We start from the raw sequence: 23,541 nt of genomic DNA, 5'->3' as shown, positions 1-23,541 counted from the left end.
TCGGATTGGGTCATAGTGTCTGTCGTTGCCAAGACATCGGCACTCCCGTTGCTGGCAAGGGGCGGCACTTGGGGACGTTCCTTTTCTGCCGGCACCTGGGGACACTCCTGATGTAGTCGTTGGGGACGTTCTTGATGTAGTCGTTGGGGACGTTCTTAAATGACTACTGAGGATGAGCGTCCAAAAATCCGCGCTCGTTCGATTGGCGCATGTCTACGCAGCGTAGGTTGTCGAGCCTGGCCTTCAAATGGATACTGACTGTCGAACCGGTTCACTCCATTTCTTCAACTTGATTGGACAGCCCATGAACCAGACACGGCAAACCAATGCTTCCCATACTTTTTTGGCAGCGCATGCCATCAAGCGGCTGCGCGAAGAGCGCGGCCTCACCCAGCGCGCCCTGGCGGAAAGCCTTGGCGTGACCGATAAAGCCGTCAGCAAGTGGGAATCCGGCCGCGGCCTTCCTGACATTTCCCTCGTTGAGCCTTTGGCCCAGAGACTCGGCATAAGCGTGGCTGAGCTTTTGGCTGGTGACATTCGGGCTAACGCCAACCGTGCAGGCAATATGCTCAAAGGCGTCTTTTACGTTTGCCCTATCTGCGGAAACGTTGTGCACGCGCTCGGAGAAGGCAGCTTTAGCTGCTGTGGCTCCACGATGTTTCCCCAGGAGGCCGAAGAGCCGGACGCGGACCATGCCTTTTCCATCGAGCGCATCGAGGACGATTGGTACGTCACGCTCGATCATCCCATGACCAAGGATCACTACATTAGCTTTGTGGCATATGCGACTATGGACGGCATCAGCTTTAAGAAGCTCTATCCAGAGCAATCGGTGCAGCCGCGCTTCCATATTACCGGGCGCGGCAGAATATTTCTTTACTGCAACCAACACGGACTCTTTACGTCGCTGACGCCTCGCAAATAACGGCTGTCTATCCGCCCTCCTCATGCGTTCCCAGGGGACCCAAAATGAGCGTGGATAATCTCCCGGTTTTGGCTCGGTGACGGCCTCAAAGTGGGAGATTGTCCACGCTCGTTAGTTAAGCGTCCAAAAATCCACGCTCGTCGCTACTTGAGCCCGGGCAGGCGGGTGTAGGGAAACGATTGCTCCAGGAACTCGGAGCAGCGGGCGTAGTCTTTGGCAAAGTAGCTGCTGTAGAGCGAATCGAGCACGTATTGCACGGCGATGTGGCACGCGAACTGTGTGATGCGGTGCGTCATGCTCTCGTGGTCGCTCACCGTGAGGTAGGCGGCAAAGCCGGGGTGAATACGCGCGCAATGAGGCGTGCCGATGACGATGGCCGGGACATGCCGACTGCTGATGATCGGCAAGATGTCCTTGAGGTTGGGGGCAAGGCCGCTGTAGGAGATAGCGATTGCCACATGGTCGGGGCCCGAGGCAAGCGCCGTGCGCACCTGGGCTTCGGCATTGTCGTGGCACGTCGCACTTTTACCGTCGGAGAGTAGGCGATCGCGGAACATTCCTGCTGGATAGAGGTTGTGCGAGCCCGTGAAAATATCGACCTGTCGGGCGTTCGCGATGAGCTTGGCGGCGTAGTCGAGCTGTGCGGGGTCGAGCAGCTCCTGCGTCTCGGCCAGCGTAGTCTGGTAGAGTCCTTCCATACGCTCCATGACCTGCGCGGGGGTGGACGTAGCATCGAAGGGAAAGTCGATGTCCACGTCGCGACGGTTTCCCGCCTCAGTTGTCAAGCGAATAAGCTCGACCTTGAGATCCTTGAAGCCCTCGAGGCCGAGCTTTTTGCAAAAACGGTGCACGCTCGCAACGGAAACGTTGGTGCGCGCGGCAAATTCCTTAATAGAAAGCCCGCGGATGTCCTCGCCGATGGCAAGGGCCGCAATGCCGGGTTGTTGCTCGGTGGGGGTGAGGCCCTGCGCCTCGGTAATCTTGCGTTTGATATCCATGCGAACTCCCACACTTGCCAAACCTGGCAAAAAGGAACGGGTTTATTTTGGCACGTTTCGGTCGGTATCAGGAAGTGTCAGGGACGGGGCGGCGGCGGTCCGTGGGCGCGAAAAGAAGTGTCGGGTTTGGCGCGCCCGCTTCTGCCCGTTCCGTGCGCAGACGATACTCGGCTTATCGAGGGTTAATCGACAATATGAGAACCACTGGGGAAAAGGTTTTGGGAAGGGCTTGAAAGGGCTTGCGATTCGAGCCCTCGCCTTAGTATTTTGGCCATTTGGCACTATAATCACCATAGGCATGCGCATAACGTTGCGCTGAATCAAGAGGAGAAAACGTATGGGTCTGTTTGACATGTTCAAGAAGAAGGCTGAGCCCGCGACTGCCGCTGCTCCGTCCTCCATCTCTGCTTCTGCCGGCGCCGACGTGCTGTGCTCGCCCGTCAAGGGCAAGGTCATCAAGATGGCCGATGTGCCCGATCCCGTCTTTGGCGGCGAGGTCCTGGGCAAGGGCTGCGCCGTGTGGCCCGAGGACGATCTGGTCTACGCTCCCTGCGACGGCAAGGTGACCGTCACCATGGGTCACGCCGTGGGCCTGCAGTCCGATAGCGGCATCGAGGTTCTGGTGCACGTTGGCGTCGATACCGTCAACATGAACGGCGACGGCTTCGAGGGCTTCGTCAAGGCCGACGATGTCGTTAAGGCTGGCCAGCCCATGCTCAAGATCGACCGCGCCAAGATCGCCGCTGCCGGCTACAAGGACTGCGTCGTCGTGGCTGTGTCCAACACCGCCGAGTTCGCCGACGTCGAGCTCGCCGTCGAGGCTGACTCCGCTGTCTCCGCTGGCGATGCCATCGTCAAGGTCGTCCGCAAGTAGTCTGCGGCAACATAAGGGTGTTTTGGGGTGGTCGGGTTATCCGGCCGCCCTTTTTTATTGCAATGCGGCGGAACGTTTTATTGCGCGTTGGGCGGACCGGTAAACCGTTCGGACGTTAAATCGAGCCGACTGCGCCTTTGCTTTGCCGGGGGTGTTCGTTATCGGCTAGTATGGCCTTATTGTTACGACGCGCACCGCGTCGGGAAGCGCGGTGCCGCTTGTTGGGAGGAATGTCATGAAGAAGAAGCTGCTGCTTGCGCCCCTGATGGCTGTTCTGGTCGCGTGCGTGGTTGTGCTTTCCGGCTGCGGAGGTCCTTCGGTTGAGGAGCTCATCACCGAGGATCTTACGACGCAGTTTGACGAGGTCAAGAACGGCGGCGACGACTTCCTCGCCGGCCTGGAAGAGGCCTCGGGCGACGAGTTCGAGCAGCTGGGCATCGATCCCAAGGAGTACGCCAAGAGCTATCTCGAGGGTTTTGACTACAAGATCGGCGATGTGACGGTCGACGAGGACAAGGGCACCGCGACTGCCGATGTCACCATTACCTGCAAGTCCATGAACAAGATCGTTGAAGATTTCGCCACCCAGTATCAGGAGAAGATCGCGGCGCTCGATACGATGCCTTCCGAGGACGACCTGTACAAGATGGCCGGCCAGGTCATGGTCGACGTGACCAAGGCCGCTAAGACCAAGGACACCAAGGTTACCTTCAAGTACACCGCCAATGACGATGGCGAGTGGTCTGCTGACGATTCCGCAACCACCGAGATGATGAATGCGATGATGAGCTAGGGGAGTTACGCGGTAGTTCGTTACGGCGTTTTACCAAACGCCGTAACTGCCCGACGCTGCAAACGCCCCTAAGCGGCAATCTGACGTTCAATTTCAAGGGCGCGACCAGAAGGTCAGCGCCCTTTCATTTCACGTCACCTTGCTCGCTTAGGGGCGTTTTCGCTGTCCGTCCTCTACCTGCGACGTTGCCATTGTTTGACCAGTCGTTTAAGAACGTCCCCAACGACTACTTTCCGCGCAACGGCATTGCGGCGGCTGGGTTGGGCAGCGCTGGCGTTACTCGCCCAGGATCAGCGCCGCGAGCTCTTCCTGCGTGTCAACCACGTAGTCGGCACCGGCTGCTTCGAGCTCTGCGCGGCCTCGGAAGCCCCAGCTGACGCCCGCACTCTTAAGGCCGGCGTTGTGGCCGGTCAGGATATCGACATTGGAATCGCCCACATAGAGCGTGGTTGCCGGATCGGCACCCAGCTCTTCCATCACATGCAGCGTGACGGGTGCTTCGGGCTTGGGCGGAAACGCATCGACACGGCCCTGCACCAGCGCAAAGCGCTCGGAACCAAAGTATTTCTCGATAAGCGAAGCCGCCGAGACGTGGTCCTTGTTAGTGAGTACGGCAAGCTGCACACCCGCGGCGCGCAAGCGGTCGAGCATCTCGATCGTGCCGGCATAGGGGGCGGTGTGGTCCTCCTTGTGCTCGCCGTAGTAAGCCCTAAACTCGGCAAGCGTCTGCTCAAACATACGGCCGTCGCCCGCATACTCGGCGGGCATAAAGCGCTCAACCAGCTTGAGCATGCCGTTTCCCACCTTGTAGCGGTACTCGTCGACGGCAAACGTAGGCCAGCCGTGCGTCTCGCAGGTATGGTTGCCGGCGGCCGCCAGGTCCTCGAGCGTGTTGAGGATGGTGCCGTCTAAATCAAAAATCACATGGGAAAAAGCTGCTGCCATGAAAGCTCCCGTCATTGGGTTTAAAACGCACCTCATAATACTGGGCTTACGTGTCTGGCGTGGCTGGAATCTGAACATCTCCAGGGATATCAAGCCGCATCGCGCCGACCGTGCGGTTCCGCCCTAGCAAATTCTCGGAAGCTGTTCTCCTACGAGCATGTCGAGGATGCGGGTCGATCCCCAGCCGGTGCGTACGCGCACGGCGGGACGGGTGTCCTCGGCAAGCGGCAGCACGCGACCGATAATCGCGGCGTTTTCGCCGTAGCGCGCGGCGCGCATGGCTGCCAGCGCGGCATCGGCCTGCTCGGCCGGCACCACGGCAACCATCTTGCCCTCGTTTGCCACCTGCAGCACATCGTAGCCGAGCATCTCGCAGGCGGCCTGCACGTCGGGGCGCACGGGCACAGCATCCTCGTCGATCTCCATGGCAACGCCGCTGGCCTGGGCAAACTCGTTGAGCGTGGATGCCAGGCCGCCGCGCGTGGGGTCGCGGAAGCAGCGGGTGTCGGGGGCGGCGGCGAGCACGTCGGCAACCAGATGATTGAGCGGTGCGGCGTCGCTTTCGATGTTGCTCGAAAACGCCAAGCCCTCGCGCTGGCTCATGATGGCGATGCCGTGGTCGCCTAGCGTACCCGACACCAGGATGACATCGCCGGGCCGACAGTTTGCACCGCTGAGCGCTACGCCCGCGGGCACTTCGCCCACGCCGGCGGTATTGATGTAGACGCCGTCGGCACCTCCACGCTCGACCACCTTGGTGTCGCCGGTGATTATGGACACGCCCGCCTCGCGCGCTGTTTCGGCCATGGTTTGCACAATCTGGCGCAGCTTGTCCATGGGATAGCCCTCTTCGAGGATAAAGCCGCATGAGAGGTAGCGCACGTTGGCGCCCGAGGTCGCGACGTCGTTGACGGTTCCACATACGGCGAGGCGGCCGATATTGCCGCCGGGGAAGAACTGCGGCGTTACCACAAAGCTGTCGGTCGACATGGCGATTCGCCCGCTTGCGGGCAGCGCGGCGACGCCGGCATCGTTGCCCGCGAGCAGCTCGGGCGACCCAAAGGCATCCAGAAAGACCTCATCGATAATGCGCTTCATCATCTGGCCGCCGGAGCCGTGGCCCAGCAGGACAGTGCTATCGGTGGCATTACGGGACATATCGAAAACTCCAATCGTGGGTGGTGCCGGTACGCGGGAGCGTCCGGGCTAGTCGCGGTATCTAAAGTACGCCGCGCAGCTGCCTTCGGAGCTCACCATGCAGGGGCCGACGGGGTGTTCGGGCGTGCAAGCGCGGCCAAACAGAGGACAGTCGCTCGGCGTGATGGCTCCGCGCAGCACGTCGCCGCAGCGGCAGCCGCGTGGCTCGACCGTCGGTTCAATGGGTACGTCAAAGCGGGCGCCGGCATCAAAGCGCACGAATTCGGGTCGGATGGAAAGACCCGAAGCCGCAATCGGTCCCAGTCCGCGCCACGTGGTGTCGCACGGCTCAAACACCTGCTCGACCAGCTGGCGCGCTACGGGATTGCCGTCTGCATTGACGCCACGGCGGTAGGCGTTGTCGATTGCGGGCCTGTGCTCGACAACCATCTGGACCAGCATGCAGATGCCCTGCAAGATATCGACCGGCTCAAACCCGGTGACTACACCGGGGGTCTCGAACTCATCGACCAAAAACCTAAAGGGTGCCAGGCCCGTGATGGTAGCGACGTGACCAGGCAGGATAAAGCCGTCGATGGTCGTTTCGGGGTCGTTGGAGATCGCACGCAGAGCCGGCGGCGTGGTCTTGTGAGCACAGTAGACCGAGAAGTTCTGGAGCTCGCGCGCGTCGGCCTCTAGGATGGCGGCGGCAATGGTGGGCGTTGTGGTCTCAAAGCCGACGCCCATAAAGATAACCGGGCGTTCGGGATTTTGCTCAGCAATGTCGAGTGCGTCGAGCGGAGAGTAGACGATGCGGATGTCGCGTCCCGCCGCCTTTTGCGCGGCAAGCGAGGTGGACGATCCTGGCACGCGCATCATGTCGCCAAAGGTGGTGATGATGGCGCCGTCCATCTTGGCGAGCGCGATTGCATGGTCGATATCGCGGTTGGCGGTAACGCAGACGGGGCAACCCGGACCGCTCAGCAGTTTGAGCCCGGCAGGCATAATGGAGCGAAAGCCATAGCGCCCGATGTTCACGGTATGCGTGCCGCAGACTTCCATAAGGTTGATGCTGCGGCTGCCGACAAGCGCATGAATACGATCGATGAGCTCGCGAGCCAGCCTGGGGTCGCGAAATGCCGAAAAGTCGATACCGGAACGCGCCGGCTGTCCGGCCGCCACTAGTATGCCTCGGCCGGATTGCTGGCCAGTTGGTCTTCTTCGGCCAGTTCGGTCATGGCGTTAACGAGCTCGAGCGTTTCTTGCGCTTCCTGCTCGTCGACGATCTGGATGCCAAAGCCGGCGTGTACGAGAATATAGTCGCCAACCTGCGCCGTCGGTACGAGACGCAGCGAAATGGGGCGCTCGATGCCCATCATGTCGACGGTCGCCTTAAGGTCGTCGTCGCGTTTGACCACTTTACCGGGAACGGCAAGGCACATAATGTTCCCCTTTTATACGTTTTGCGCTGGATAGGCGCCTAATTACCCATCAGTTGATGGTAGCGCTCGCGGAAGTCACGAGCAAACGCGTTACACCTGTGAGACGGCGGCGCGCAGGCTGGCAAAACAGCCTATCGCAACGCCGTCTGCGCGAGGCGAGCGCGAGCGATGGCGGCCTGACCGTAGGCGATGCAGCCGTCGTTGGCGGGTACAGCGTGGGGGACCAAGACGGCAAGACCGGCGTCTTTGAGTTCGTGGGTAAGGAGCTGAAGCAAAAGCCGGTTCATGAACACACCGCCCGAGAGCGCGACGGTGTCGAGGTCTTCACGGACGCAGATCTCGCTTGCGATGCGGGCCGACGCGCGTGCGATGGTGACATGGAAGTCGAGCGCGAGCTTGCCGGCGGGCACGCCGGTCCTGATTCCCTCCAAAAGCGCCTCAAAAAGCGGTCTGGAGTTCAGAACATGGAAGTCGTCCGGACGGGATGATTCGGTTACGGAAAAGCTGGCCATATTGCCGGTGGGGCAGGCACTTTCACTGCTGAACGCGCGCCAGGCGGCGGCTTCGAGTTCTATGGCAGGCTCGCCCTCGTAGGTTGCCTTGTCGCAGATGCCCAGAATTGCTGCCGCGGCATCAAAGAGACGCCCCATGCTGCTGGTGCGCGGGCTGTTGATGCCGTGCTCGATCATGGTGGCTGTCACGCTGCGCGTTTGCTCGTCGAGGCTGCCCAAAAGCCGAGCGGCGCCTGGGTGCTCGAGCAGACCGAGCTCACTGAGCAGGGCAAAGGCGTTGCGGCGGGCGTCGCGCACGGAGGCCGCCCCGCCGGGGAGCGCCCAGGTGAGTAAATGCGCGGCGCGCTCAAAGTCGCCAAGGCCGGCAACAAGAAACTCGCCGCCCCAAATGGTCCCATCGGTGCCGGCGCCGGTGCCGTCAAAGGCGATGCCAAGGACACGCGCGTCGGTTGTAAGCTGGCCCGCGGCGATGGCCTCGGCCATTACGCTCGCGATATGCGCATGATGGTGCTGCACCTCGACGAGCGGCAGATTGTGCTCCCGTGCCTGCTCGCGCGCCCACTGGCTCGATAGATAGCTGGGGTGCAAATCGCAGGCCAAGGCGGCGGGCGCCAAGTCAAAGAGATCTTCCAAGCGCGTGCGCGCGGCGTTCCAGGCATCGAAGGTCTCGCCGTTTTCAACATCGCCGATATGCTGCGACACAAAACAGGTTGCCTCGCCGTTCGTCCCTTCACGCGTGAGCGCAATCGTGGCCTTTTGTTGTGGCCCGCAGGCGAGCACGCAGGACGGAGCGCCGTCGAGCGCCGGCAACGGCAACGGCTGGGGTGCATATCCGCGAGCGCGGCGCACGGGCATAACGGCGCCGTCGACCACGCGCACTACAGAGTCGTCGTAGCGCGAGAGGATCGCGCGGTCGTTGCCGAGCAACGCATCGGCGATGCCGGCGGCAACGAGGTGTTCCCAGGCAAGATCGTCGTCGGTTTCTATGGGTTCTTCGCTCAGGTTTCCGCTGGTCATGACGAGCGCGTGCATACCGCAGGCTTCTGCCGCGGCAAGCAACAGATGTTGAAGCGGCGTATAGGGGAGCATGATGCCGAGCTCTGGAAGGTCGTGCGCGACGGACGGCGCGAGCGCGAGGGCGTCGGGGGAGCCGCCGCTCTCGCAAGCAGCACGTCGGCGCAGCAGCACAATGGGGCGAATGCTGCCGGCCAGCAAGCCGCGCTCAACGTCGCTGACATGGCATAGGCGTTCAACGTCGGCAAGGTCGCGCATCATGACGGCAAGTGGTTTGTTGCTGCGGCGTTTGCGACGGCGCAGCTCGGCCACCGCCTGCTCGCTGGCGGCGTCACAGGCTAGATGAAATCCGCCCAGGCCCTTGATGGCGACGATGCCACCGCTGGCCAGCAGCTCAACGCAGCGCTCGATAATGGCGTCGCTGGCCTCGCGTGTGGTGCCGACTGCCGGTGTCGCGGACGAATTCCCGCACGCATCGCCGTTCACAGCCTCGCGCCACGTAATATGCGGCCCGCAATCAAAGCAGGCATCGGGTTGCGCGTGAAAACGCCGGTCGAGTGGGTCGGCATACTCCGCGGCACACTTGGGACACATGGGAAAACAATCCATCGACGTGGCCGCTCGGTCATAAGGCAACGATCGGATGATGGTAAAGCGTTGGCCGCAGTTAGTGCAGTTGATAAAGGGGTAGTGATAGCGTCGGTCGGCGGGATCGAACAACTCGCGCAGACAATCGTCACAGGTAGCGATATCGGGCGAGACGAGCGTCGTGTGCGCGGTCTGGTCCTGCGATGCCACAATGCGAAAGCCCTGCTCATCGGCAGCACTCCAACCGCCAGGCCCCAAGTCCACAACCTCGACATGCTCTACGCGAGCCGCCGCGGGCGCATGCTCAGAAAGCGCGGCAACAAAAGCATCGAGCGCATCGGCCGGAGCGTGCGCCTCGATATGTACGCCGTCGCCCGCATTGAGCACCCATCCGCAAATGCCATGCGCCATGGCCTCGCGATACACAAATGGTCGCATGCCAACGCCCTGCACAATGCCCGTCACATGAATATGCACATGCCGCATGCGACACTCCTCATCAAAACCGACCAAAAAGGGACAAGTTTATTTTGGTAGGTAAAACGCTAAACCTGCCGAAACAAACCTGTCCCTTTTTGGTAGGTGCGCTACAGCCCCAGGCTCTGCTTGGTGGCGGCGCACGTGAGCTCGCCGTGCTTAACGCCGCGCAGGCCCAGCAGGCGATCGGCTAGTTCGTAGACGCGCTCGCCGCGACCCTTGAGTGCCAGGATCTCCAGACAGTTGTGGTGATCCAGATGCACGTGCATGGTCGATACGATCTCGCCGGTGTAGTCGTGCTGCACTTCGTCCAGACGGCGCGTCAGGTCGCCGGTATGGTGGTCGTAGATCATGGTGAGCGACCCGATAACATGCTCGTCGGGCGTGCGCATCTGCTCCTTGGCGATCGAGGCGCGAATCAGGTCGCGCACGGCCTCGGAGCGGTTGGCCACGTCGCCGCGGCGCGCGATCTGTTCGTCAAAACGGCGCAGCAGGTCATCCGGTGCGGTAACCGAAAAACGGACCAGCTCGGAGCCGGAGCCACTACAGTGGCAGCCCGCGTCACCGTCCGCCCCGTGCGGATGCTCGTGCTCGTACCCGCAGCCGTGCTCGTGTTCGGCCACCTTACACCAGCTTCACGGAGCCGACGGAGTTGTGGTCGGCCTCGATGGCTTCCTCGTAGCCCTCGAGCGCATCGTGCGCCTCGTGGAGTGCCGCCATGGCGGCCTCGAGCTTGGCGCCAATGCGCTCCATGTCAAAGTTCTCGGTCGCATGCAGCAGCTGATGGCTCCACTCGTGAGCGAGCTCAATGGTGTCGTCGACCTGCTTGACGCTCATGGCAAGCTGGCTCATGTTCATTCCGACGTCATGCATGGGGAGTCTCCTTTTGTACGGGGCGATATGGTGGTTCAGATTCTACTACGCCCGCCTTGAGCGCCGCCGCATAAGAAAACGGGTGCGAGTCCGTCTGACCCGCACCCGTTCACTGGGGGCTGTTTGTATCTACCATACTATCCGTGGTCGCATACCTTGCGTTTGGCACTCCGGCGAGCGGTGCGAAACCGCTCATGGACGGCAGATGGGTAACAAGCGTATTACAGATGTTTCTCCAGCAGTGCCTGAAGTCTTGCCTTGGGCAAGGCGCCGACCGAGCGGTCGACCTCCTCGCCGTTCTTAAAGACGATCAGCGTGGGGATGCTCATGACGCCAAACTTCATGGCCAGGTCCTGGTTGTCGTCGACGTTGCACTTGGCCACAGCCAACTTGCCGGCCAGCTCGTCGGCAACCTCGTCTACGATGGGCGAGAGCGAGCGGCAGGGGCCGCACCACGGGGCCCAAAAATCAACCAGTACGGGCAGGCTGTCGTTAACGATGGAATCGAAGTTCTCGGGGGTAATCTGCTTAATGTCAGCCATGGTGACCTCCATAATACGACGCGGCTCGGCCGCGTAAAACTCAGTACGACCGTGCTTATACCCAGCGGCCCGCAAAGCAACCACTCGCGGGCGGCTCTTTTATATAATGGTGGGCACGCAAACGATTGGAGAGCGCATGCCCACGTCACAAAGCCAGAAAAAAGAAGCCATCGCTCAGGCGACCGAGCAGGAGCTCGCGTCGCTTGCAGGTCGCGGTGTGCGTATCGCGGGCAACGCGTGCTCGCCGATTGTGCTGGTCAAAGGCGATTTGGATGAAGCCGAGTGCTCGGGCGGCGAGCTGGCTGCCGGCGCGGATGGCGCCGCGTTGCGCAAGGCGCTCGGCGCCATCGGATATGCCCCCGAGGACTTTTGCGTGCTGGCAAGCGTCGCCGGCGCGGGTGACGGAGCGGTCGCGGTGGGCGAGACTCTGCCGTGCGACCTGTTCCGCGAGGCGCTGGAGGCTCTGGACCCCGAGGCGGTGCTGCTGCTCGACAACAGTGCGGCCGATGTCATGCGCGAGACCTATGCCGATATGCTTGTGGCAATTGATGACTTTGACACCGCCATGCTCAAGCCCGGCCTGGTCGCCCATGTGCAGGGGCGCCGCGTGCTGGCGCTCGACGGTTTTGAGGCGGCGCTCACCGACAAGGCCGCCAAGCAGCGCATGTGGGCCTACATTAAGCAGCTGACCCCGGCGGCTGCACCGCTGTAGCGAGGTTGGCGGCAGCCCCTACATCACGGCGCGCAGCTCAAACCGGTCGCCGTTAATGCGGAGCTGGCAGTTGCCGTTCATGCGCTCGACGGCAAGCATAATGCTCTTGGTGCCAAAGCCGTGCCCAGTGTGCTGAGCCACGGGCATGCCGTCGACCATGTGCGGCGCACGGCCAAACGTGTTGGAAACCAGCAATAGAAGCTGACCGTCTTCGTAGCGAAGGTCCAGGTCGACAAACCGCTTGCCTTCGGGGGCGGCGCTCGCCGCGGCGATGGCATTGTCCAGGGCGTTCGATACCACACTGAATAGATCGACATCGCCCACGTGGACGGTTTCGGGCACGGCGGCGCGCAGATCGGCGGTGATGCCGCGCGCGTTGATGTCCGCGGAAAGCGACGAGAGCGCAATGTTGACCGTTTCGTTGGCGCAGTAGCGGCGCACGGCGGTGCGGTCGTTGGTCTCGCAGAGCGCGTCGATGCGCCCGAGTGCCTCATCGGTGTGACCCTCTTCGATCAGGGCCGCAAGACCGCGCAGGTAGTGGCGCATGTCGTATCACATTGAGACCAAGTCAAGAAGAATCGCTTCGGTCGAATCGCGTCTTTTGGGTGAGTTCTCAACGTCCGCTGCCGCTGGTTTCCACCGTATGCCGAAAACACCCGGACGATGCCGTGCAGATCGCTTCGCTCTGCTATAGTCTCCCAAATTCACGTTTTCTATTGGGATGGTGGTTAATATGGGCGACATACTCGAATCGTTCCTGCGCGTGGCGATGGTGGTGTTCATCGTCGGTCCGCTCACTGCATGGGTCGCCCGTCGCGGCGCGCGCGAGCGCAGTGAGGCGACGGACAGCCTCGATCGCTTCACGGTGCGCATGCCCGCTGCCATTCGCACGATCATCGCCTGCTGCGCCGTCGCGTTCGAACTGCTCATGCTGGGTGTCTACGTCTGGCAGGGCGTCTCGTTGGGCGAGTGGGACCACGAACTTGTGTGGTTCGGTCACGCCATGGCGCTCGCGGGCATGGCCATCTGGGCCCTGCTGAGCATCCCGCGCATCGACGTGGACGGTGAGCGAATTCTCTCGCGTAACGCCTTCGGCATCCGCAAGGAGACGACGTTTGGCAACATCACCCGTGCAACGCTTCACACGCAGATGATGAGGATCGACCTGTTCGAGGGCGACCGGAAGTTCTGCTCGATAAGCCTCGAGGGGGTGTGCTCGCTCAACCTCCTCGCCCGTCTGGAGGAAGAGGGCATCGAGGTCTCGGACGCTGTTGACGGCCCGATGACCAAGGCGGGTCTGTGTTGGTCTGCCATCAAGCCGTTGACGATTGTTTTCAACGGTATGGCGCTCGTCTTCTCGCTCGTGATCGCCTTCATGGCTGTTTTCACCGACGCCGGTGCTCGTCTGCTCCTGCTCGTCCCATGCCTCTTCCTGTTCATAGGGGGACTCCTGCCTCTGCTCATGCTCAGCATGCCCGCCCGTGGTATCTACGAGATCGGCAGACAGGAGCGCGAACTCGGTTTCTCCTTCGCCGAGGAGATGGCGAGCCGAGGTGCCACGGGCACCTCGCTTGTCGACGACGATTGGTTCATCGAGATCAGCAACGCCCGCGTCGTGGCGTTCCGCCGCGATTATCTCAAGAAGGTCACGGCGCACGAGGATAGCGAGAGCGGCGACCGTTGCACGGTGACCACGAAAGGCGGTCGCAAAATCAAGGTGTACGCAGCGGGCAGCACGCTCGAGGACCTGCGCTCGTGGTTCAAACAGGGTGCCAAGGCCAGAAGCACGCTCGACCGTGCAGAGGACGTGCTCGAGACGACGTCTGATTGGGTTGTCTGACCTGTATCGTCTTTTCGGACACGCATGCTAGAGGCCCAATCCTTTAGAATGCATTCATCGACGACCGAGAGGACGGTATGCTATGTCCAACCCAGCCGCCAAGTACACCGACGAGTTCAGGCGCGAGACCGCCGACTACATCATCTCGACGGGCAGGCCGATAACGGAATGCTGCGCAGAACTGGGCCTGAATTCCAAGACCGTGAACAAGTGGGTGCAGAGCCGCCGGCGCGAGCTTGCCGGCGGGCCCGACCCCAAGGCCGAGGACCGCGAGCTTCGCGAGGCGAAAAGGCGCATACGCGAGCTCGAGATGGAGAACGCCTTCTTGAAAAAAGCCGCGGCCTTCTTCGCCAAAAGCCAGGCGTAGCCGCATGCTACCGGATGATGTTGGCGGAGAAGGCCGAATTCCCGGTGAAAATGATGGCCCGCGTGCTCGGCGTGAGCCGATCGGGCTTCTACTCGTGGCTCTCCAACGGCTGCCCGCGAGAAGACTGGTCGGCCGAGCGCGAGGCGGTCCGGCGCGTGTGGCTGGAGTCGGACCGCAGGTTCGGCTTCCGGTTCGTGAAATGCTTCCTGCCCGGCGAGTTCTCCGGATTGACCCTGTACAGGGTGCGCAAGCTGATGCGCGAGCTGGGAATACGCGGCTGCACGCCCAACGCCAGGAAGCGCACCACCATCCCCGACCCGAAGGCCAGGCCCCGGCCCGACCTGGTGCGCCGCGACTTCACCAGTCCCGTTCCAACCTGCAAGCTCGTGGGCGACATCACCTACCTGCGCACCGGCGAGGGATGGCTGTACCTGTCGACGGTCATCGACCTCAACACCCGCATGGTGGTGGGCTGGTCGCTCTCCGAGCGCATGACCGCCGACATCGTGGTTTCGGCGCTGGCGTCGGCCAAATCGCGCGGCTACGTGGCCGGCAACGCGATATTCCACGCCGACCGCGGCGCCCAGTACACCAGCAGGCTTCTGGCCGAATGGGCGCGCGACAACGACGTGCGGCTGTCCTGCAGCCGCGCCGGCAACTGCCACGACAACGCGGTGGCCGAGTTCATCGAGGCGTACTACAACCGCCGAAGGCCCCGCTCGACGATCGGCTACAAGGTGCCGGCCGAGGCCATGGCGGCCTTCTTCGAGAGAACCGAGCCCAAGCTCGAGGCCATGCCTATGGCCGCTTGATTTCTCGAGCATGCGTGTCCGAAATCTTGACACAGGTCAGAAGGCCTCGATGCCAGCGCTGCGCCGATATGGGGCAGCGGCCCCCCGTTGGCCGCCATGGCCCTGACTTCCGAGCGTATGCTGGCGCCGCTCGTCTTAAGACGTTGACCTCCATCCGGAGCCTGCGGTTCTCGCGCTCGGGCTCCAGGATCCGGTTCTACTCGGGCGTGCGGTTGTCGGCGGCGCGCGGCGAGCCGGTCTCGTTTATCGACTTGACCCGCCTCTCCACGGTGCTCTTGTCGAGGTCGCACTCGTCCATGGCCTCGCGCCTGGGCTTTCCGGCGTTGTGGAGATCGACTATCTTCCTCTTGAACTCGTCGGTGAAATGCCTCGGTCTGGGGCCGGTCGAGGCCGAGCCCCCGGTCCGGCTGGGGTAGCATGTCGCTGCGGACCATTGTCTTTCCTCTCGTTGAATATCTAGGCGCTGACGATTCTAGGCGATGGCCCTCTCTTGCTTCTTACACCTCGATTGTGCTCGCTACCCCCAGCGGGCCCGGATCGAGCGATTCGGGCCCGCTTTTGGGGCCTGCCGGAAACCCGGTGGTCAAAAAGGGCCAAATATGAGTACTGTTACCAGTTTGGTGGCAGCCAAATGGCCTCAAAAATCGGTGCCAGAGGCCAAAAGTGCATCGATTTTCGTTCTTCAGAGTCGCGATCGGGCTCCAAACAAGGCGATTTTGCTGCTCTGGACCGGAAAATCGATGCTACTAATTTGGTGACAGTACTCATATTTGGCCCTTTTTGACCACTGCCCCTTGGTCCAGGACAAAACGGGCTGCCCGAATCATGGGGCGGGTCCATTTTCGGCTGTCCTCAGCTTGCCAGTTCGAAAATGGACCCGCCCCAAGATTGAATCTTTATTCCAACTTTACACCTGGCTTTACAGCTGTCTTGTCAGCTGTAAAGCCAGGTGTCATACTAAAGCCCCAAGATTCGCCAAAAGAGAGGGGCCTTGATGGCACAGAGCGCGAACATGGATGCATCGGAGCTTGCACGCGATATCGCGGCCGGCCTAGCATCGGCAACGACGGCAACGGAGCGCGCGGCACTGGTGCCCGCAGAGCTCGTCGAGGCCATTCAGCAACTAAAAACCCAACGTGACGCGGTGATCCTGGCGCACTACTATGTGGCGCCCGAGGTCCAGGCCGTTGCCGATTACGTCGGCGACAGCTTTTACCTGGCAAAGCTCGCCAAGAGCCTGCCGCAGCAGACCATCGTGCTGTGCGGCGTGGAGTTTATGGGCGAGAGTGCCAAGCTGCTCAACCCCACCAAGACCGTGCTGCTGCCCGAGCCGGGTGCGGACTGCCCCATGGCGCACATGGTCAAGCGCGAGACGGTCGATGCGGCGCGCGCCGAGTACGGCGACGACCTGGCTGTCGTCTGCTACGTCAACTCGACGGTTGAGATCAAGAGCTGGAGTGACGTGTGCGTTACCAGTTCTAACGCCGTCAAGATCGTCTCCGAGCTGCCACAGCAGCACATCTTGTTCATTCCCGACCAGAACCTGGGCCGCTTTGTGGCCGAGCAGGTGCCGCAAAAGCACGTCATCCTCAACAACGGCTACTGCCCGCGCCACCACATCATTACCGTCGAGCAGATCGTCGATGCGCAGGAGGCCCACCCCGACGCGCTCGTGCTGGCGCACCCCGAGTGCAAGGCCGACGTGCTGGCCGAGGCCGACTACATCGGCTCCACCGCCGGCATCATCAAGTATGCCGAGGAGTCCGACGCGAGCGAGTTCATTATCGTGACGGTCCGCGGCGTGCTCTATGAGCTCGAGCGCCGCTGCCAGGGCACCGGCAAGAAGTTCTACTTCCCCGCGGTGCAGCCCACCTGCGTCAACATGGACCTCATCACGCTCGAAAAGCTCGTGCGCTGCCTGGAGACGGGCGAGGGCGAGGTGCAGATTGGCGTGTCGGACGAGGTCGCCGATCAGGCCAAGCTCACGCTCGACCGCATGCTCGAGTACGCGGCGCGCTAAGCCAATGTGACATGAGGGGCCATCCCTTATGCCACATTACAAGGGAGAGGATTCCTGTGGAAACCAAACAATACTCCGACATGGAGTGCGACGTCGTCATTGCCGGTTGCGGCGTGGCGGGCCTGTATGCGGCTCTCAATCTGCCGACGAGCACGCGCGTAATCATGCTCTCCAAGGGCGCCGTCGACGAGTGCGATTCGATGCTCGCGCAGGGCGGTATCTGCGTGCTGCCCGAAGGCTCTGACTACGATGCCTTCTTTGAGGACACCATGCACGCCGGCCATTACGAGAACCGCCGCGAGAGCGTCGACATCATGATCCGCTCGAGCCGTTCGGTCATCAACGACCTGTTGGCCATGGGCGTGGACTTTGAGCGCAAGGCCGACGGCAGCCTCGACTTTACTCGCGAGGGCGCGCACAGCCGCCCGCGCATTGCCTTCCATGCCGACATTACGGGCAAGGAGATCACGACCAAGCTGCTCCAGGCCGTTCGCAAGCTGGGCAACGTGCAGATTTTGGAGCGCGTGGCCATGACCGACATCCTAACGGCCGAGCGTGACGGCGCCACGGTGTGCACCGGCGTCGTCGCCGTAGCCGTGGACGAGGACGATTCAGCTCGCCCCGCAGACGAGCTGGCAAATGCCGCTGAGGACGTGCATGCCGGTAAGCCGTTTAAGATTCATGCCTGCCATACGCTGTGGGCAACGGGCGGCATCGGCGGCGTGTACGATCACTCCACCAACTACCCGCAGCTCACCGGTGACGCTTGCTACATCGCGCAGGAGCACGGCATCACGATGGAGCACCTGGACTACGTGCAGATCCATCCCACGGGACTGTTCTCTCCGCAGCCGGGCCGCACCTTCCTGATTAGCGAGAGCTGCCGCGGCGAAGGCGCGATTCTGCTCAATGCCGCCGGCGAGCGCTTTACCGACGAACTGCAGCCGCGCGACGTGGTCGCCGCCGCTATTCGCGAGCAGATGAAGCAGGACGGCACCGAGCACGAGTGGCTGAGCTTTGCCCCCGTCGAGCGCGACGTGGTGACCGGGCATTTTGCCAATATCCGTGCGCGCTGCCTGGAGGACGGACGCGACATCCTGGACGAGCCCATCCCTGTCACACCCACGCAGCACTATTTTATGGGCGGCGTATGGGTCGACAAGGACGGCCGCACCTCGATGCCCGAGCTCTACGCCGCCGGCGAGACGGCCTGCAATGGCGTGCACGGCAAGAACCGCCTGGCTTCTAACAGCCTGCTCGAGTCCCTAGTTTGGGGCCGCCGCGCTGCTTGGCGTATGCGCACCGGCGAGTCGCTGACCGTGGAGCAGGCCGGTGAGCCCGCGCTTGACGGACGTCACCGCGCCCTGAGCGCCGAGACCCTTGCAATCGATGATTTGGCCCGTGCCGCCGGCACGCAGGCCGTGGAGGAGTAGACCATGAATCCCATTACCATGAAGCTCGTCGTCGATGATCTGATTTTGCAGGCTCTGCGCGAGGACATCACGTTTGAGGACGTGAGTACGGCGAGCGTGTGCCCTACGGCGCGCCCCGCTACCGTTGAGCTCATCGCCAAGGCCGATGGCATCATCGCCGGCTTGGATGTGTTCGCTCGCACTTTTGAGCTGCTGGATCCGCAGAGCTCGGTGCTGTTTGATGTCGCGGACGGCGACGAGGTGCACGCCGGCGACCACGTGGGCCAGGTGCGCGGCGACGCGCGCGTATTGCTTTCGGGCGAGCGCGTGGCGCTCAACTACCTGCAGCGCATGAGCGGCATCGCTACTTACACGCATCGGATGGCGGCCGCGCTCGAGGGCACCAAGACCGTGCTTGTCGACACGCGCAAGACCACGCCGGGCATGCGCGTCTTCGAGAAGGCAGCAGTCGAGATCGGCGGTGGCAGCAACCACCGCTATAACCTGTCGACGGCCGTCATGCTCAAGGACAACCACATCGATGCAGCCGGTGGCGTGACGCGCGCGATCGAGATGGCGCGCGCCCATGCGTCGTTTACCACGACGGTCGAGATTGAGTGCGAGAACCTGGGCATGGTACGCGAAGCCGTGGAGGCCGGTGCCGACATTATCATGTTCGACAACATGACCCATGACGACATGGCCGCCGCCATCGAGCTTATCGCCGGTCGCGCCAAGACCGAGTGTTCGGGCAATGTGGACGCCGACAACATTCGCGCCCTGGCCGACCTGGGCGTTGACTTTATTAGCTCGGGCGCCCTGACGCACTCTGCGCCGATCCTCGACCTCTCGCTTAAGCACCTGCGTCTGCTGGACGGTAAATAATGAACGCCCGCGAGCGTCGCCGTGCCATCATGGGCGTGCTCGAAGGAGCCAAGGAGCCCGTTTCGGGCAGCGCACTTGCCCGCGAGGTTGGCGTGAGCCGTCAGGTCGTGGTTCAGGATATTGCCCTGTTGCGTGCCGATGGGCACGATGTCGTGGCAACCAACCGCGGTTACGTGCTGCAGGAAGCCGCGAGTAGCCCCGCCGTGCCCACGCGCTTGGTCAAGGTTCGCCACGGCGTGGAGCAGACAGGCGATGAGCTTACGAGTATCGTCGACGCCGGAGGCGCCGTGCTCAACGTGATCGTCAATCACCGCGTGTACGGTAAGATCACGGCCGACCTGGACATCCGCAATCGTCGCGATGTTGAGCGCTACCTGCACGATATCGAGAGCGGCAAGAGCTTTCCGCTACTAACGGTGACGAGCGGCTATCACTTCCATCGCATCGCGGCGGAGGACGAGCAAACCCTCGACGAGATCGAGGCCATGCTCAAGGAGAAGGGCTACTTGGCAGACCTCATGCCCTACGAGGACGATCTATCGTAGCCGACGCTGCAAACGCCCCTAAGCGGCAATCTGACGTTCAATCGTCGGTCGCGTACAAAAGTACGCTTCCCTCCTCTTTCACGTCACCTTGCTCGCTTAGGGGCGTTTTCGCTGACGTGAGCTCAACCTGTGACGGTGCCAAATTAATTATCCGCACAAAAAGGAGGCCTCCGCGGCGATGCGGAAGCCTCCTTTTTGTGCACGGTGTACTTTTGAGTGTGCAAGTGGGGGAGTTGTTACTCCTCGACGATCTCGGTGATCGCGCCAGCGGGGCAAGCGTCCTGGCAAGCGCCACAGGCGACGCAGGAGTCCTCGTCAGCGACGGTAGCGACGTCCTGGAGCTCCAGAACGCCAGCGGGGCAGGAGTCGACGCAAACGCCACAAGCGATGCACTCGTCGGCATCAATTACGGGATGAGCCATGGTAGTTTCCTCTCTGTTGACCGACGCTACAGACGATGCGCGCCGGTTTGATTCGGGCAAAAACATACCACGGGAGCGACCGTTTGCAATACCCTCTGGCCGGCATCTTCATACCGTTCGCCGAGTATGCCAAGGTTTACTAAAAAACGCGCAGGTGGGGCCGTTGAGCTGCGCAAATGTTAGCTATAGGTGACTTGTAATATTGACCTATTGAGCGCGCCTGCGGAAAGGGCATCCCGTTATTTGGCCGAAAACCGGGTCGCAGTTTCCGGTTGGGCCCGCTAGCGGAAACTGCGACCCGGTATCAGCTCTCAAAACGGGATACGGTTTCCGGTTGAGCCTTCAGACGGAAACTGCGACCCGGAATCCACGCTCAAACCGGGATGCGCTTGCCGCAAGACGGCCCCCAGGCACCCCCGGACGCAAACCTCAGCCATCTCTACATAGATCTCAATAGATTTGCCGAGAACTCATTCAGCGCATCTACCTGCGCATTTAAGAACCTAAACTCTCAGCAATAAGAAATCTTATATGAATTGACTTAGATTTTGTATATTCCGGCCCATAAGGGGATACACTACATCCTGAAAGACAAGCCGAAGCGCCGCGCGACAGATCGTCGAGGCGGCGCGAACGCAAAAGAGAGAGGGAATTTCTAATGAGTAAGATTCTTGGTATCGACCTTGGTACTACTAACTCCGCCATGGCCGTCCTCGAGGGCGGTTCTCCGACCATTATCGTGAACGCCGAGGGCGACCGCACCACCCCGTCTGTTGTTGGCTTCCGTGCAGACGGCGACCGCGTCGTGGGTAAGGCCGCTAAGAACCAGGCGGTCACCAACCCCAAGAACACCGTGTTCTCCATCAAGCGCTTCATGGGCCGCAAGTACTCCGAGTGCACCTCCGAGATCAAGACCGTGCCGTATGAGGTCAAGGAGGGCCAGGGTGGCCGTGCCGTCGTCGATATCGAGGGCAAGGATTACACCGCCGAGCAGGTGAGCGCCATGACGCTCGCAAAGATGAAGGCCGACGCCGAGAAGTATCTGGGCGAGACCGTCACCGACGCCGTCATCACCGTCCCGGCCTACTTCAACGACGCCCAGCGTCAGGCCACCAAGGATGCCGGTAAGATCGCCGGCCTCAACGTCAAGCGTATCGTCAACGAGCCGACCGCTGCTGCTCTGGCCTATGGCCTGGACAAGCAGGGCTCCGACCAGCGCATCCTGGTCTTCGACCTGGGCGGCGGCACCTTCGACGTCTCCATCCTCGACCTCGCCGACGGCGTGTTTGAGGTTCTGTCCACCTCGGGCGACAACCACCTGGGCGGCGACGACTGGGATCAGCGCGTCATCGACTGGATGGCTGACAAGTTCCAGCAGGAGAACGGTGTCGACCTGCGTCAGGACCCCATGGCCCTGCAGCGCCTGAAGGAGGCCGCCGAGAACGCCAAGAAGGAGCTTTCCGCCGCCCAGCAGTCCACCATCAACCTGCCGTTCATCACCATGAACCAGTCCGGCCCGCTGCACCTCAACTACACGCTGACCCGCGCCGAGTTCGAGAAGATCACCCGTGACCTGCTCGAGCGCTGCAAGCAGCCTGTCACCAACGCCCTGCGCGATGCTAAGCTCAAGCTCTCCGATCTGACCGAGGTCATCCTCGTCGGCGGCTCCACTCGTATGCCCGCCGTCCAGGAGCTCGTCAAGACCATGACCGGCAAGCAGCCCAACATGTCCGTGAACCCCGACGAGGTCGTTGCCGACGGCGCTGCCGTCCAGGGCGGCGTGCTCACCGGCGACGTCGAGGGCATCCTGCTGCTCGACGTTACCCCGCTGTCGCTGGGTGTCGAGACCATGGGCGGCATCATGACCAAGATGATCGACCGCAACACCACGATCCCGACCTCCAAGACCGAGGTTTACTCCACCGCTGCCGACAACCAGACCAGCGTCGAGATCAACGTGCTCCAGGGCGAGCGCGAGCTTGCCCGCGATAACAAGTCGCTCGGTAAGTTCCAGCTGACCGGTATCCCGGCTGCCCGCCGCGGCGTGCCGCAGATCGAGGTCACCTTCGACATCGACGCCAACGGCATCGTCAAGGTCTCCGCTAAGGACAAGGGCACCGGCAAGGAGCAGCAGATCACCATTTCCGGTTCCACCGCTCTGTCCGACGACGAAGTCGATCGTATGGTCAAGGACGCCGAGGCTCATGCCGAGGAGGACAAGAAGCAGAAGGAAGAGGTCGAGGTCCGCAACCAGACCGACAGCCTGTGCTACTCCACCGAGCAGACCCTCAACGAGCTGGGCGACAAGGTTTCCGCCGATGTGAAGTCCAAGGCCGAGGCCGCTATCGCCGACGCCAAGAAGGCGCTCGAGGGCTCTGACGTCGAGGCCATCAAGGCCGCCGGCGAGTCCCTGCAGTCCGTGGCCTACGAGCTGGCCCAGGTTGTCTACGCCGACGCACAGCAGCAGACCGACGGTGCCGCCGGTGCCCAATCTGCCGACGATGACGTTGTCGACGCCGACTACGAGGTTGTGGACGACGAGGACAAGTAATCATGTCCGCCCGTAAAGCTCGCACGGAGGCGGCCGCCGCTGGCGCCGCCCCCGTTGACTCTGAGGAGAAGGACGTGAAGATTCCCGTAGAGGCCGTCGACGATACCGAGGCCAACGAGGCCGAGGCCGCCGAGGCTGCCGAGAACCAGGTAGAGGATTCCAACAAGGAGGCGACGATGACCGAGGACGAGATGGTGGAAGCCGCTATCCGCGCCGGTGAGGAAGCCGCCGACAACGACTTTAAGCTCAAGTTCGAGCAGGCCCAAAAGGAGCTTGCCGACGTACGCAGCGAGCTCGATGCTGCGGCAGAGGCTCAGAAGGCCGCCGAGGACAAGGCAAAGGACGCCACCGAGCGTACCGCCCGTCTGCAGGCCGACTGGGAGAACTTCCGTCGCCGCACCGCCAGCGAGCGTATCGCCGAGCGCGAGCGCGCGACCGAGAAGCTTGTCACCGCGCTGTTGCCGGTGGTTGACGATATCGAGCGTGCAATCGACCATGCCCGTAGCCAGGAGCTTTCCGACGACTTTAAGCAGTTCGTCGATGGCGTTGATGCGGTGCATGCCAAGCTGCTCGATGTGTTTGCGCACGAGGGCGTTGAGCCCATCGACCCCAAGGGCGAGGCGTTCGATCCGCTCGAGCACCAGGCCGTGGGGTGTGTCGAGGACGCATCGCAGTACGACGAGACCGTCAACGACGTGTACCAGAAGGGCTACCGCATGGCGGATCGCATCCTGCGCTCCGCGATGGTGACGGTGACCTACGGTGGCGAGAAACGCCCCGCACCGGAGCCCGAAGCGGCGCCCGAGGATGCTACGGCCGATACGGCCGAGAGCACCGAGGAGTAATTGAGAAGGG

General features: G+C 61.9%; 23 protein-coding genes and 1 pseudogene. 13 read left to right on the top strand and 11 right to left on the bottom strand.

The annotated features are described in order from the left end of the window. The first annotated feature begins 247 nt into the window (after positions 1 to 247). The gene (locus DW925_RS03050; protein WP_233508976.1) at positions 248 to 925 is read left to right on the top strand and encodes a helix-turn-helix domain-containing protein; all 678 of its coding nucleotides are present in this window, start codon (positions 248 to 250) and stop codon (positions 923 to 925) included. 143 nt (positions 926 to 1,068) lie between these two features. On the opposite strand, the gene DW925_RS03045 is transcribed toward DW925_RS03050, so the two are convergent. Continuing rightward, positions 1,069 to 1,923: a MurR/RpiR family transcriptional regulator gene (locus DW925_RS03045; RefSeq protein ID WP_117716169.1), complete on the bottom strand. Its 855-nt coding sequence runs from the start codon at positions 1,921 to 1,923 to the stop codon at positions 1,069 to 1,071. 337 nt (positions 1,924 to 2,260) lie between these two features. Between DW925_RS03045 and DW925_RS03040 the strand changes: the two genes are divergently transcribed. Both DW925_RS03040 and DW925_RS03035 read left to right on the top strand, forming a co-directional pair. Next, positions 2,261 to 2,797 (top strand): PTS glucose transporter subunit IIA, encoded by a 537-nt coding sequence (locus DW925_RS03040; RefSeq protein WP_117790320.1) that lies wholly within the window; start codon positions 2,261 to 2,263, stop codon positions 2,795 to 2,797. Positions 2,798 to 3,032: 235 nt separating this feature from the next. Then, positions 3,033 to 3,590 (top strand): hypothetical protein, encoded by a 558-nt coding sequence (locus DW925_RS03035; RefSeq protein WP_117757704.1) that lies wholly within the window; start codon positions 3,033 to 3,035, stop codon positions 3,588 to 3,590. Between the two features lie 276 nt (positions 3,591 to 3,866). On the opposite strand, the gene DW925_RS03030 is transcribed toward DW925_RS03035, so the two are convergent. The 8 genes from DW925_RS03030 to trxA form a co-directional block, all read right to left on the bottom strand. After that, entirely contained in the window at positions 3,867 to 4,535 is a 669-nt protein-coding gene (locus DW925_RS03030) for an HAD family hydrolase (RefSeq protein ID WP_233508975.1), read from the bottom strand. A gap of 123 nt (positions 4,536 to 4,658) precedes the next feature. Then, positions 4,659 to 5,693 (bottom strand): hydrogenase expression/formation protein HypE, encoded by a 1,035-nt coding sequence (gene hypE, locus DW925_RS03025; protein ID WP_117629670.1) that lies wholly within the window; start codon positions 5,691 to 5,693, stop codon positions 4,659 to 4,661. A gap of 48 nt (positions 5,694 to 5,741) precedes the next feature. Next, positions 5,742 to 6,854, bottom strand: a complete 1,113-nt coding sequence (gene hypD, locus DW925_RS03020; protein WP_233505688.1) for a hydrogenase formation protein HypD — start codon at positions 6,852 to 6,854, stop codon at positions 5,742 to 5,744. Beyond that, positions 6,854 to 7,114, bottom strand: coding sequence for a HypC/HybG/HupF family hydrogenase formation chaperone (locus tag DW925_RS03015; protein WP_117629671.1), 261 nt, complete (start codon positions 7,112 to 7,114; stop codon positions 6,854 to 6,856). Before DW925_RS03015 ends, hypD begins: the two co-directional genes overlap by 1 nt. A 131-nt stretch (positions 7,115 to 7,245) precedes the next feature. After that, entirely contained in the window at positions 7,246 to 9,714 is a 2,469-nt protein-coding gene (hypF, locus tag DW925_RS03010; protein WP_117790319.1) for a carbamoyltransferase HypF, read from the bottom strand. A 101-nt stretch (positions 9,715 to 9,815) separates the two neighbouring features. After that, positions 9,816 to 10,328: a nickel-responsive transcriptional regulator NikR gene (nikR, locus tag DW925_RS03005; RefSeq protein ID WP_199408882.1), complete on the bottom strand. Its 513-nt coding sequence runs from the start codon at positions 10,326 to 10,328 to the stop codon at positions 9,816 to 9,818. Between the two features lies 1 nt (position 10,329). Further along, on the bottom strand, positions 10,330 to 10,578 hold the full coding sequence (locus DW925_RS03000) for a hypothetical protein (RefSeq protein WP_006235225.1): 249 nt from the start codon (positions 10,576 to 10,578) through the stop codon (positions 10,330 to 10,332). A gap of 221 nt (positions 10,579 to 10,799) precedes the next feature. Continuing rightward, complete coding sequence (gene trxA / locus DW925_RS02995) at positions 10,800 to 11,120, bottom strand: thioredoxin (RefSeq protein ID WP_117776407.1); 321 nt, start codon at positions 11,118 to 11,120, stop codon at positions 10,800 to 10,802. 136 nt (positions 11,121 to 11,256) lie between these two features. On the opposite strand from trxA, the gene DW925_RS02990 reads away from it, so the two are divergent. Further along, positions 11,257 to 11,832 carry a hypothetical protein gene (locus tag DW925_RS02990; RefSeq protein WP_117790318.1) on the top strand — a complete coding sequence of 192 codons (576 nt, stop codon included), beginning with the start codon at positions 11,257 to 11,259 and terminating at the stop codon, positions 11,830 to 11,832. Between the two features lie 18 nt (positions 11,833 to 11,850). On the opposite strand, the gene DW925_RS02985 is transcribed toward DW925_RS02990, so the two are convergent. After that, on the bottom strand, positions 11,851 to 12,378 hold the full coding sequence (locus DW925_RS02985; RefSeq protein WP_117776393.1) for a GHKL domain-containing protein: 528 nt from the start codon (positions 12,376 to 12,378) through the stop codon (positions 11,851 to 11,853). A gap of 187 nt (positions 12,379 to 12,565) precedes the next feature. On the opposite strand from DW925_RS02985, the gene DW925_RS02980 reads away from it, so the two are divergent. The 7 genes and pseudogenes from DW925_RS02980 to DW925_RS02950 all read left to right on the top strand — a co-directional run bounded on the left by DW925_RS02980 (position 12,566) and on the right by DW925_RS02950 (position 19,713). Further along, positions 12,566 to 13,672 carry a hypothetical protein gene (locus DW925_RS02980; protein WP_233503821.1) on the top strand — a complete coding sequence of 369 codons (1,107 nt, stop codon included), beginning with the start codon at positions 12,566 to 12,568 and terminating at the stop codon, positions 13,670 to 13,672. An 82-nt stretch (positions 13,673 to 13,754) separates the two neighbouring features. After that, positions 13,755 to 13,982, top strand: a pseudogene (locus DW925_RS10240) (transposase); the annotation flags it as partial. After that, entirely contained in the window at positions 13,883 to 14,851 is a 969-nt protein-coding gene (locus DW925_RS02975) for an IS3 family transposase (RefSeq protein WP_158550933.1), read from the top strand. The pseudogene DW925_RS10240 and the gene DW925_RS02975, both read left to right, overlap by 100 nt. Before the next feature lie 994 nt (positions 14,852 to 15,845). Next, entirely contained in the window at positions 15,846 to 16,871 is a 1,026-nt protein-coding gene (gene nadA / locus DW925_RS02965) for a quinolinate synthase NadA (RefSeq protein ID WP_117759118.1), read from the top strand. 56 nt (positions 16,872 to 16,927) lie between these two features. Continuing rightward, a complete protein-coding gene (locus DW925_RS02960) occupies positions 16,928 to 18,304 on the top strand; it encodes an L-aspartate oxidase (RefSeq protein ID WP_233508910.1) in 1,377 nt (458 codons plus the stop codon). Positions 18,305 to 18,307: 3 nt separating this feature from the next. Next, positions 18,308 to 19,168 carry a carboxylating nicotinate-nucleotide diphosphorylase gene (gene nadC, locus DW925_RS02955; protein ID WP_117759116.1) on the top strand — a complete coding sequence of 287 codons (861 nt, stop codon included), beginning with the start codon at positions 18,308 to 18,310 and terminating at the stop codon, positions 19,166 to 19,168. Beyond that, positions 19,168 to 19,713, top strand: coding sequence for a transcription repressor NadR (locus tag DW925_RS02950; RefSeq protein ID WP_117759114.1), 546 nt, complete (start codon positions 19,168 to 19,170; stop codon positions 19,711 to 19,713). The genes nadC and DW925_RS02950 overlap by 1 nt, the downstream gene beginning before the upstream one ends. Positions 19,714 to 19,949: 236 nt before the next feature. Here the strand turns inward: DW925_RS02950 and DW925_RS02945 are convergent, their stop codons facing one another. Then, a complete protein-coding gene (locus DW925_RS02945) occupies positions 19,950 to 20,135 on the bottom strand; it encodes a DUF362 domain-containing protein (protein WP_006235216.1) in 186 nt (61 codons plus the stop codon). A 658-nt stretch (positions 20,136 to 20,793) separates the two neighbouring features. Here DW925_RS02945 and dnaK point away from each other — a divergent pair. Both dnaK and DW925_RS02935 read left to right on the top strand, forming a co-directional pair. After that, positions 20,794 to 22,686 carry a molecular chaperone DnaK gene (dnaK, locus tag DW925_RS02940; RefSeq protein WP_117759112.1) on the top strand — a complete coding sequence of 631 codons (1,893 nt, stop codon included), beginning with the start codon at positions 20,794 to 20,796 and terminating at the stop codon, positions 22,684 to 22,686. A 2-nt stretch (positions 22,687 to 22,688) separates the two neighbouring features. After that, on the top strand, positions 22,689 to 23,531 hold the full coding sequence (locus tag DW925_RS02935) for a nucleotide exchange factor GrpE (RefSeq protein WP_117790317.1): 843 nt from the start codon (positions 22,689 to 22,691) through the stop codon (positions 23,529 to 23,531). The last annotated feature ends 10 nt before the right edge of the window (positions 23,532 to 23,541 follow it).

The sequence above is a fragment of the Collinsella sp. AM43-1 genome, from assembly GCF_003467925.1.
In the GTDB taxonomy this organism is placed as follows: domain Bacteria; phylum Actinomycetota; class Coriobacteriia; order Coriobacteriales; family Coriobacteriaceae; genus Collinsella.
Note: the sequence above shows the minus strand (reverse complement) of the source record. Positions and strands in the feature narration are given on the sequence as shown.

What these genes read in the sequence shown, in the direction of transcription:
- DW925_RS03050 (WP_233508976.1), top strand. Translation starts at nt 248, where the DNA reads ATGGATACTGACTGTCGAACCGGTTCACTCCATTTCTTCAACTTGATT.
- DW925_RS03045 (WP_117716169.1), bottom strand. Translation starts at nt 1,923, where the DNA reads ATGGATATCAAACGCAAGATTACCGAGGCGCAGGGCCTCACCCCCACC.
- DW925_RS03040 (WP_117790320.1), top strand. Translation starts at nt 2,261, where the DNA reads ATGGGTCTGTTTGACATGTTCAAGAAGAAGGCTGAGCCCGCGACTGCC.
- DW925_RS03035 (WP_117757704.1), top strand. Translation starts at nt 3,033, where the DNA reads ATGAAGAAGAAGCTGCTGCTTGCGCCCCTGATGGCTGTTCTGGTCGCG.
- DW925_RS03030 (WP_233508975.1), bottom strand. Translation starts at nt 4,535, where the DNA reads ATGGCAGCAGCTTTTTCCCATGTGATTTTTGATTTAGACGGCACCATC.
- hypE (WP_117629670.1), bottom strand. Translation starts at nt 5,693, where the DNA reads ATGTCCCGTAATGCCACCGATAGCACTGTCCTGCTGGGCCACGGCTCC.
- DW925_RS03015 (WP_117629671.1), bottom strand. Translation starts at nt 7,114, where the DNA reads ATGTGCCTTGCCGTTCCCGGTAAAGTGGTCAAACGCGACGACGACCTT.
- hypF (WP_117790319.1), bottom strand. Translation starts at nt 9,714, where the DNA reads ATGCGGCATGTGCATATTCATGTGACGGGCATTGTGCAGGGCGTTGGC.
- DW925_RS03000 (WP_006235225.1), bottom strand. Translation starts at nt 10,578, where the DNA reads ATGCATGACGTCGGAATGAACATGAGCCAGCTTGCCATGAGCGTCAAG.
- trxA (WP_117776407.1), bottom strand. Translation starts at nt 11,120, where the DNA reads ATGGCTGACATTAAGCAGATTACCCCCGAGAACTTCGATTCCATCGTT.
- DW925_RS02990 (WP_117790318.1), top strand. Translation starts at nt 11,257, where the DNA reads ATGCCCACGTCACAAAGCCAGAAAAAAGAAGCCATCGCTCAGGCGACC.
- DW925_RS02985 (WP_117776393.1), bottom strand. Translation starts at nt 12,378, where the DNA reads ATGCGCCACTACCTGCGCGGTCTTGCGGCCCTGATCGAAGAGGGTCAC.
- DW925_RS02980 (WP_233503821.1), top strand. Translation starts at nt 12,566, where the DNA reads ATGGGCGACATACTCGAATCGTTCCTGCGCGTGGCGATGGTGGTGTTC.
- nadA (WP_117759118.1), top strand. Translation starts at nt 15,846, where the DNA reads ATGGCACAGAGCGCGAACATGGATGCATCGGAGCTTGCACGCGATATC.
- nadC (WP_117759116.1), top strand. Translation starts at nt 18,308, where the DNA reads ATGAATCCCATTACCATGAAGCTCGTCGTCGATGATCTGATTTTGCAG.
- DW925_RS02950 (WP_117759114.1), top strand. Translation starts at nt 19,168, where the DNA reads ATGAACGCCCGCGAGCGTCGCCGTGCCATCATGGGCGTGCTCGAAGGA.
- DW925_RS02945 (WP_006235216.1), bottom strand. Translation starts at nt 20,135, where the DNA reads ATGGCTCATCCCGTAATTGATGCCGACGAGTGCATCGCTTGTGGCGTT.
- dnaK (WP_117759112.1), top strand. Translation starts at nt 20,794, where the DNA reads ATGAGTAAGATTCTTGGTATCGACCTTGGTACTACTAACTCCGCCATG.
- DW925_RS02935 (WP_117790317.1), top strand. Translation starts at nt 22,689, where the DNA reads ATGTCCGCCCGTAAAGCTCGCACGGAGGCGGCCGCCGCTGGCGCCGCC.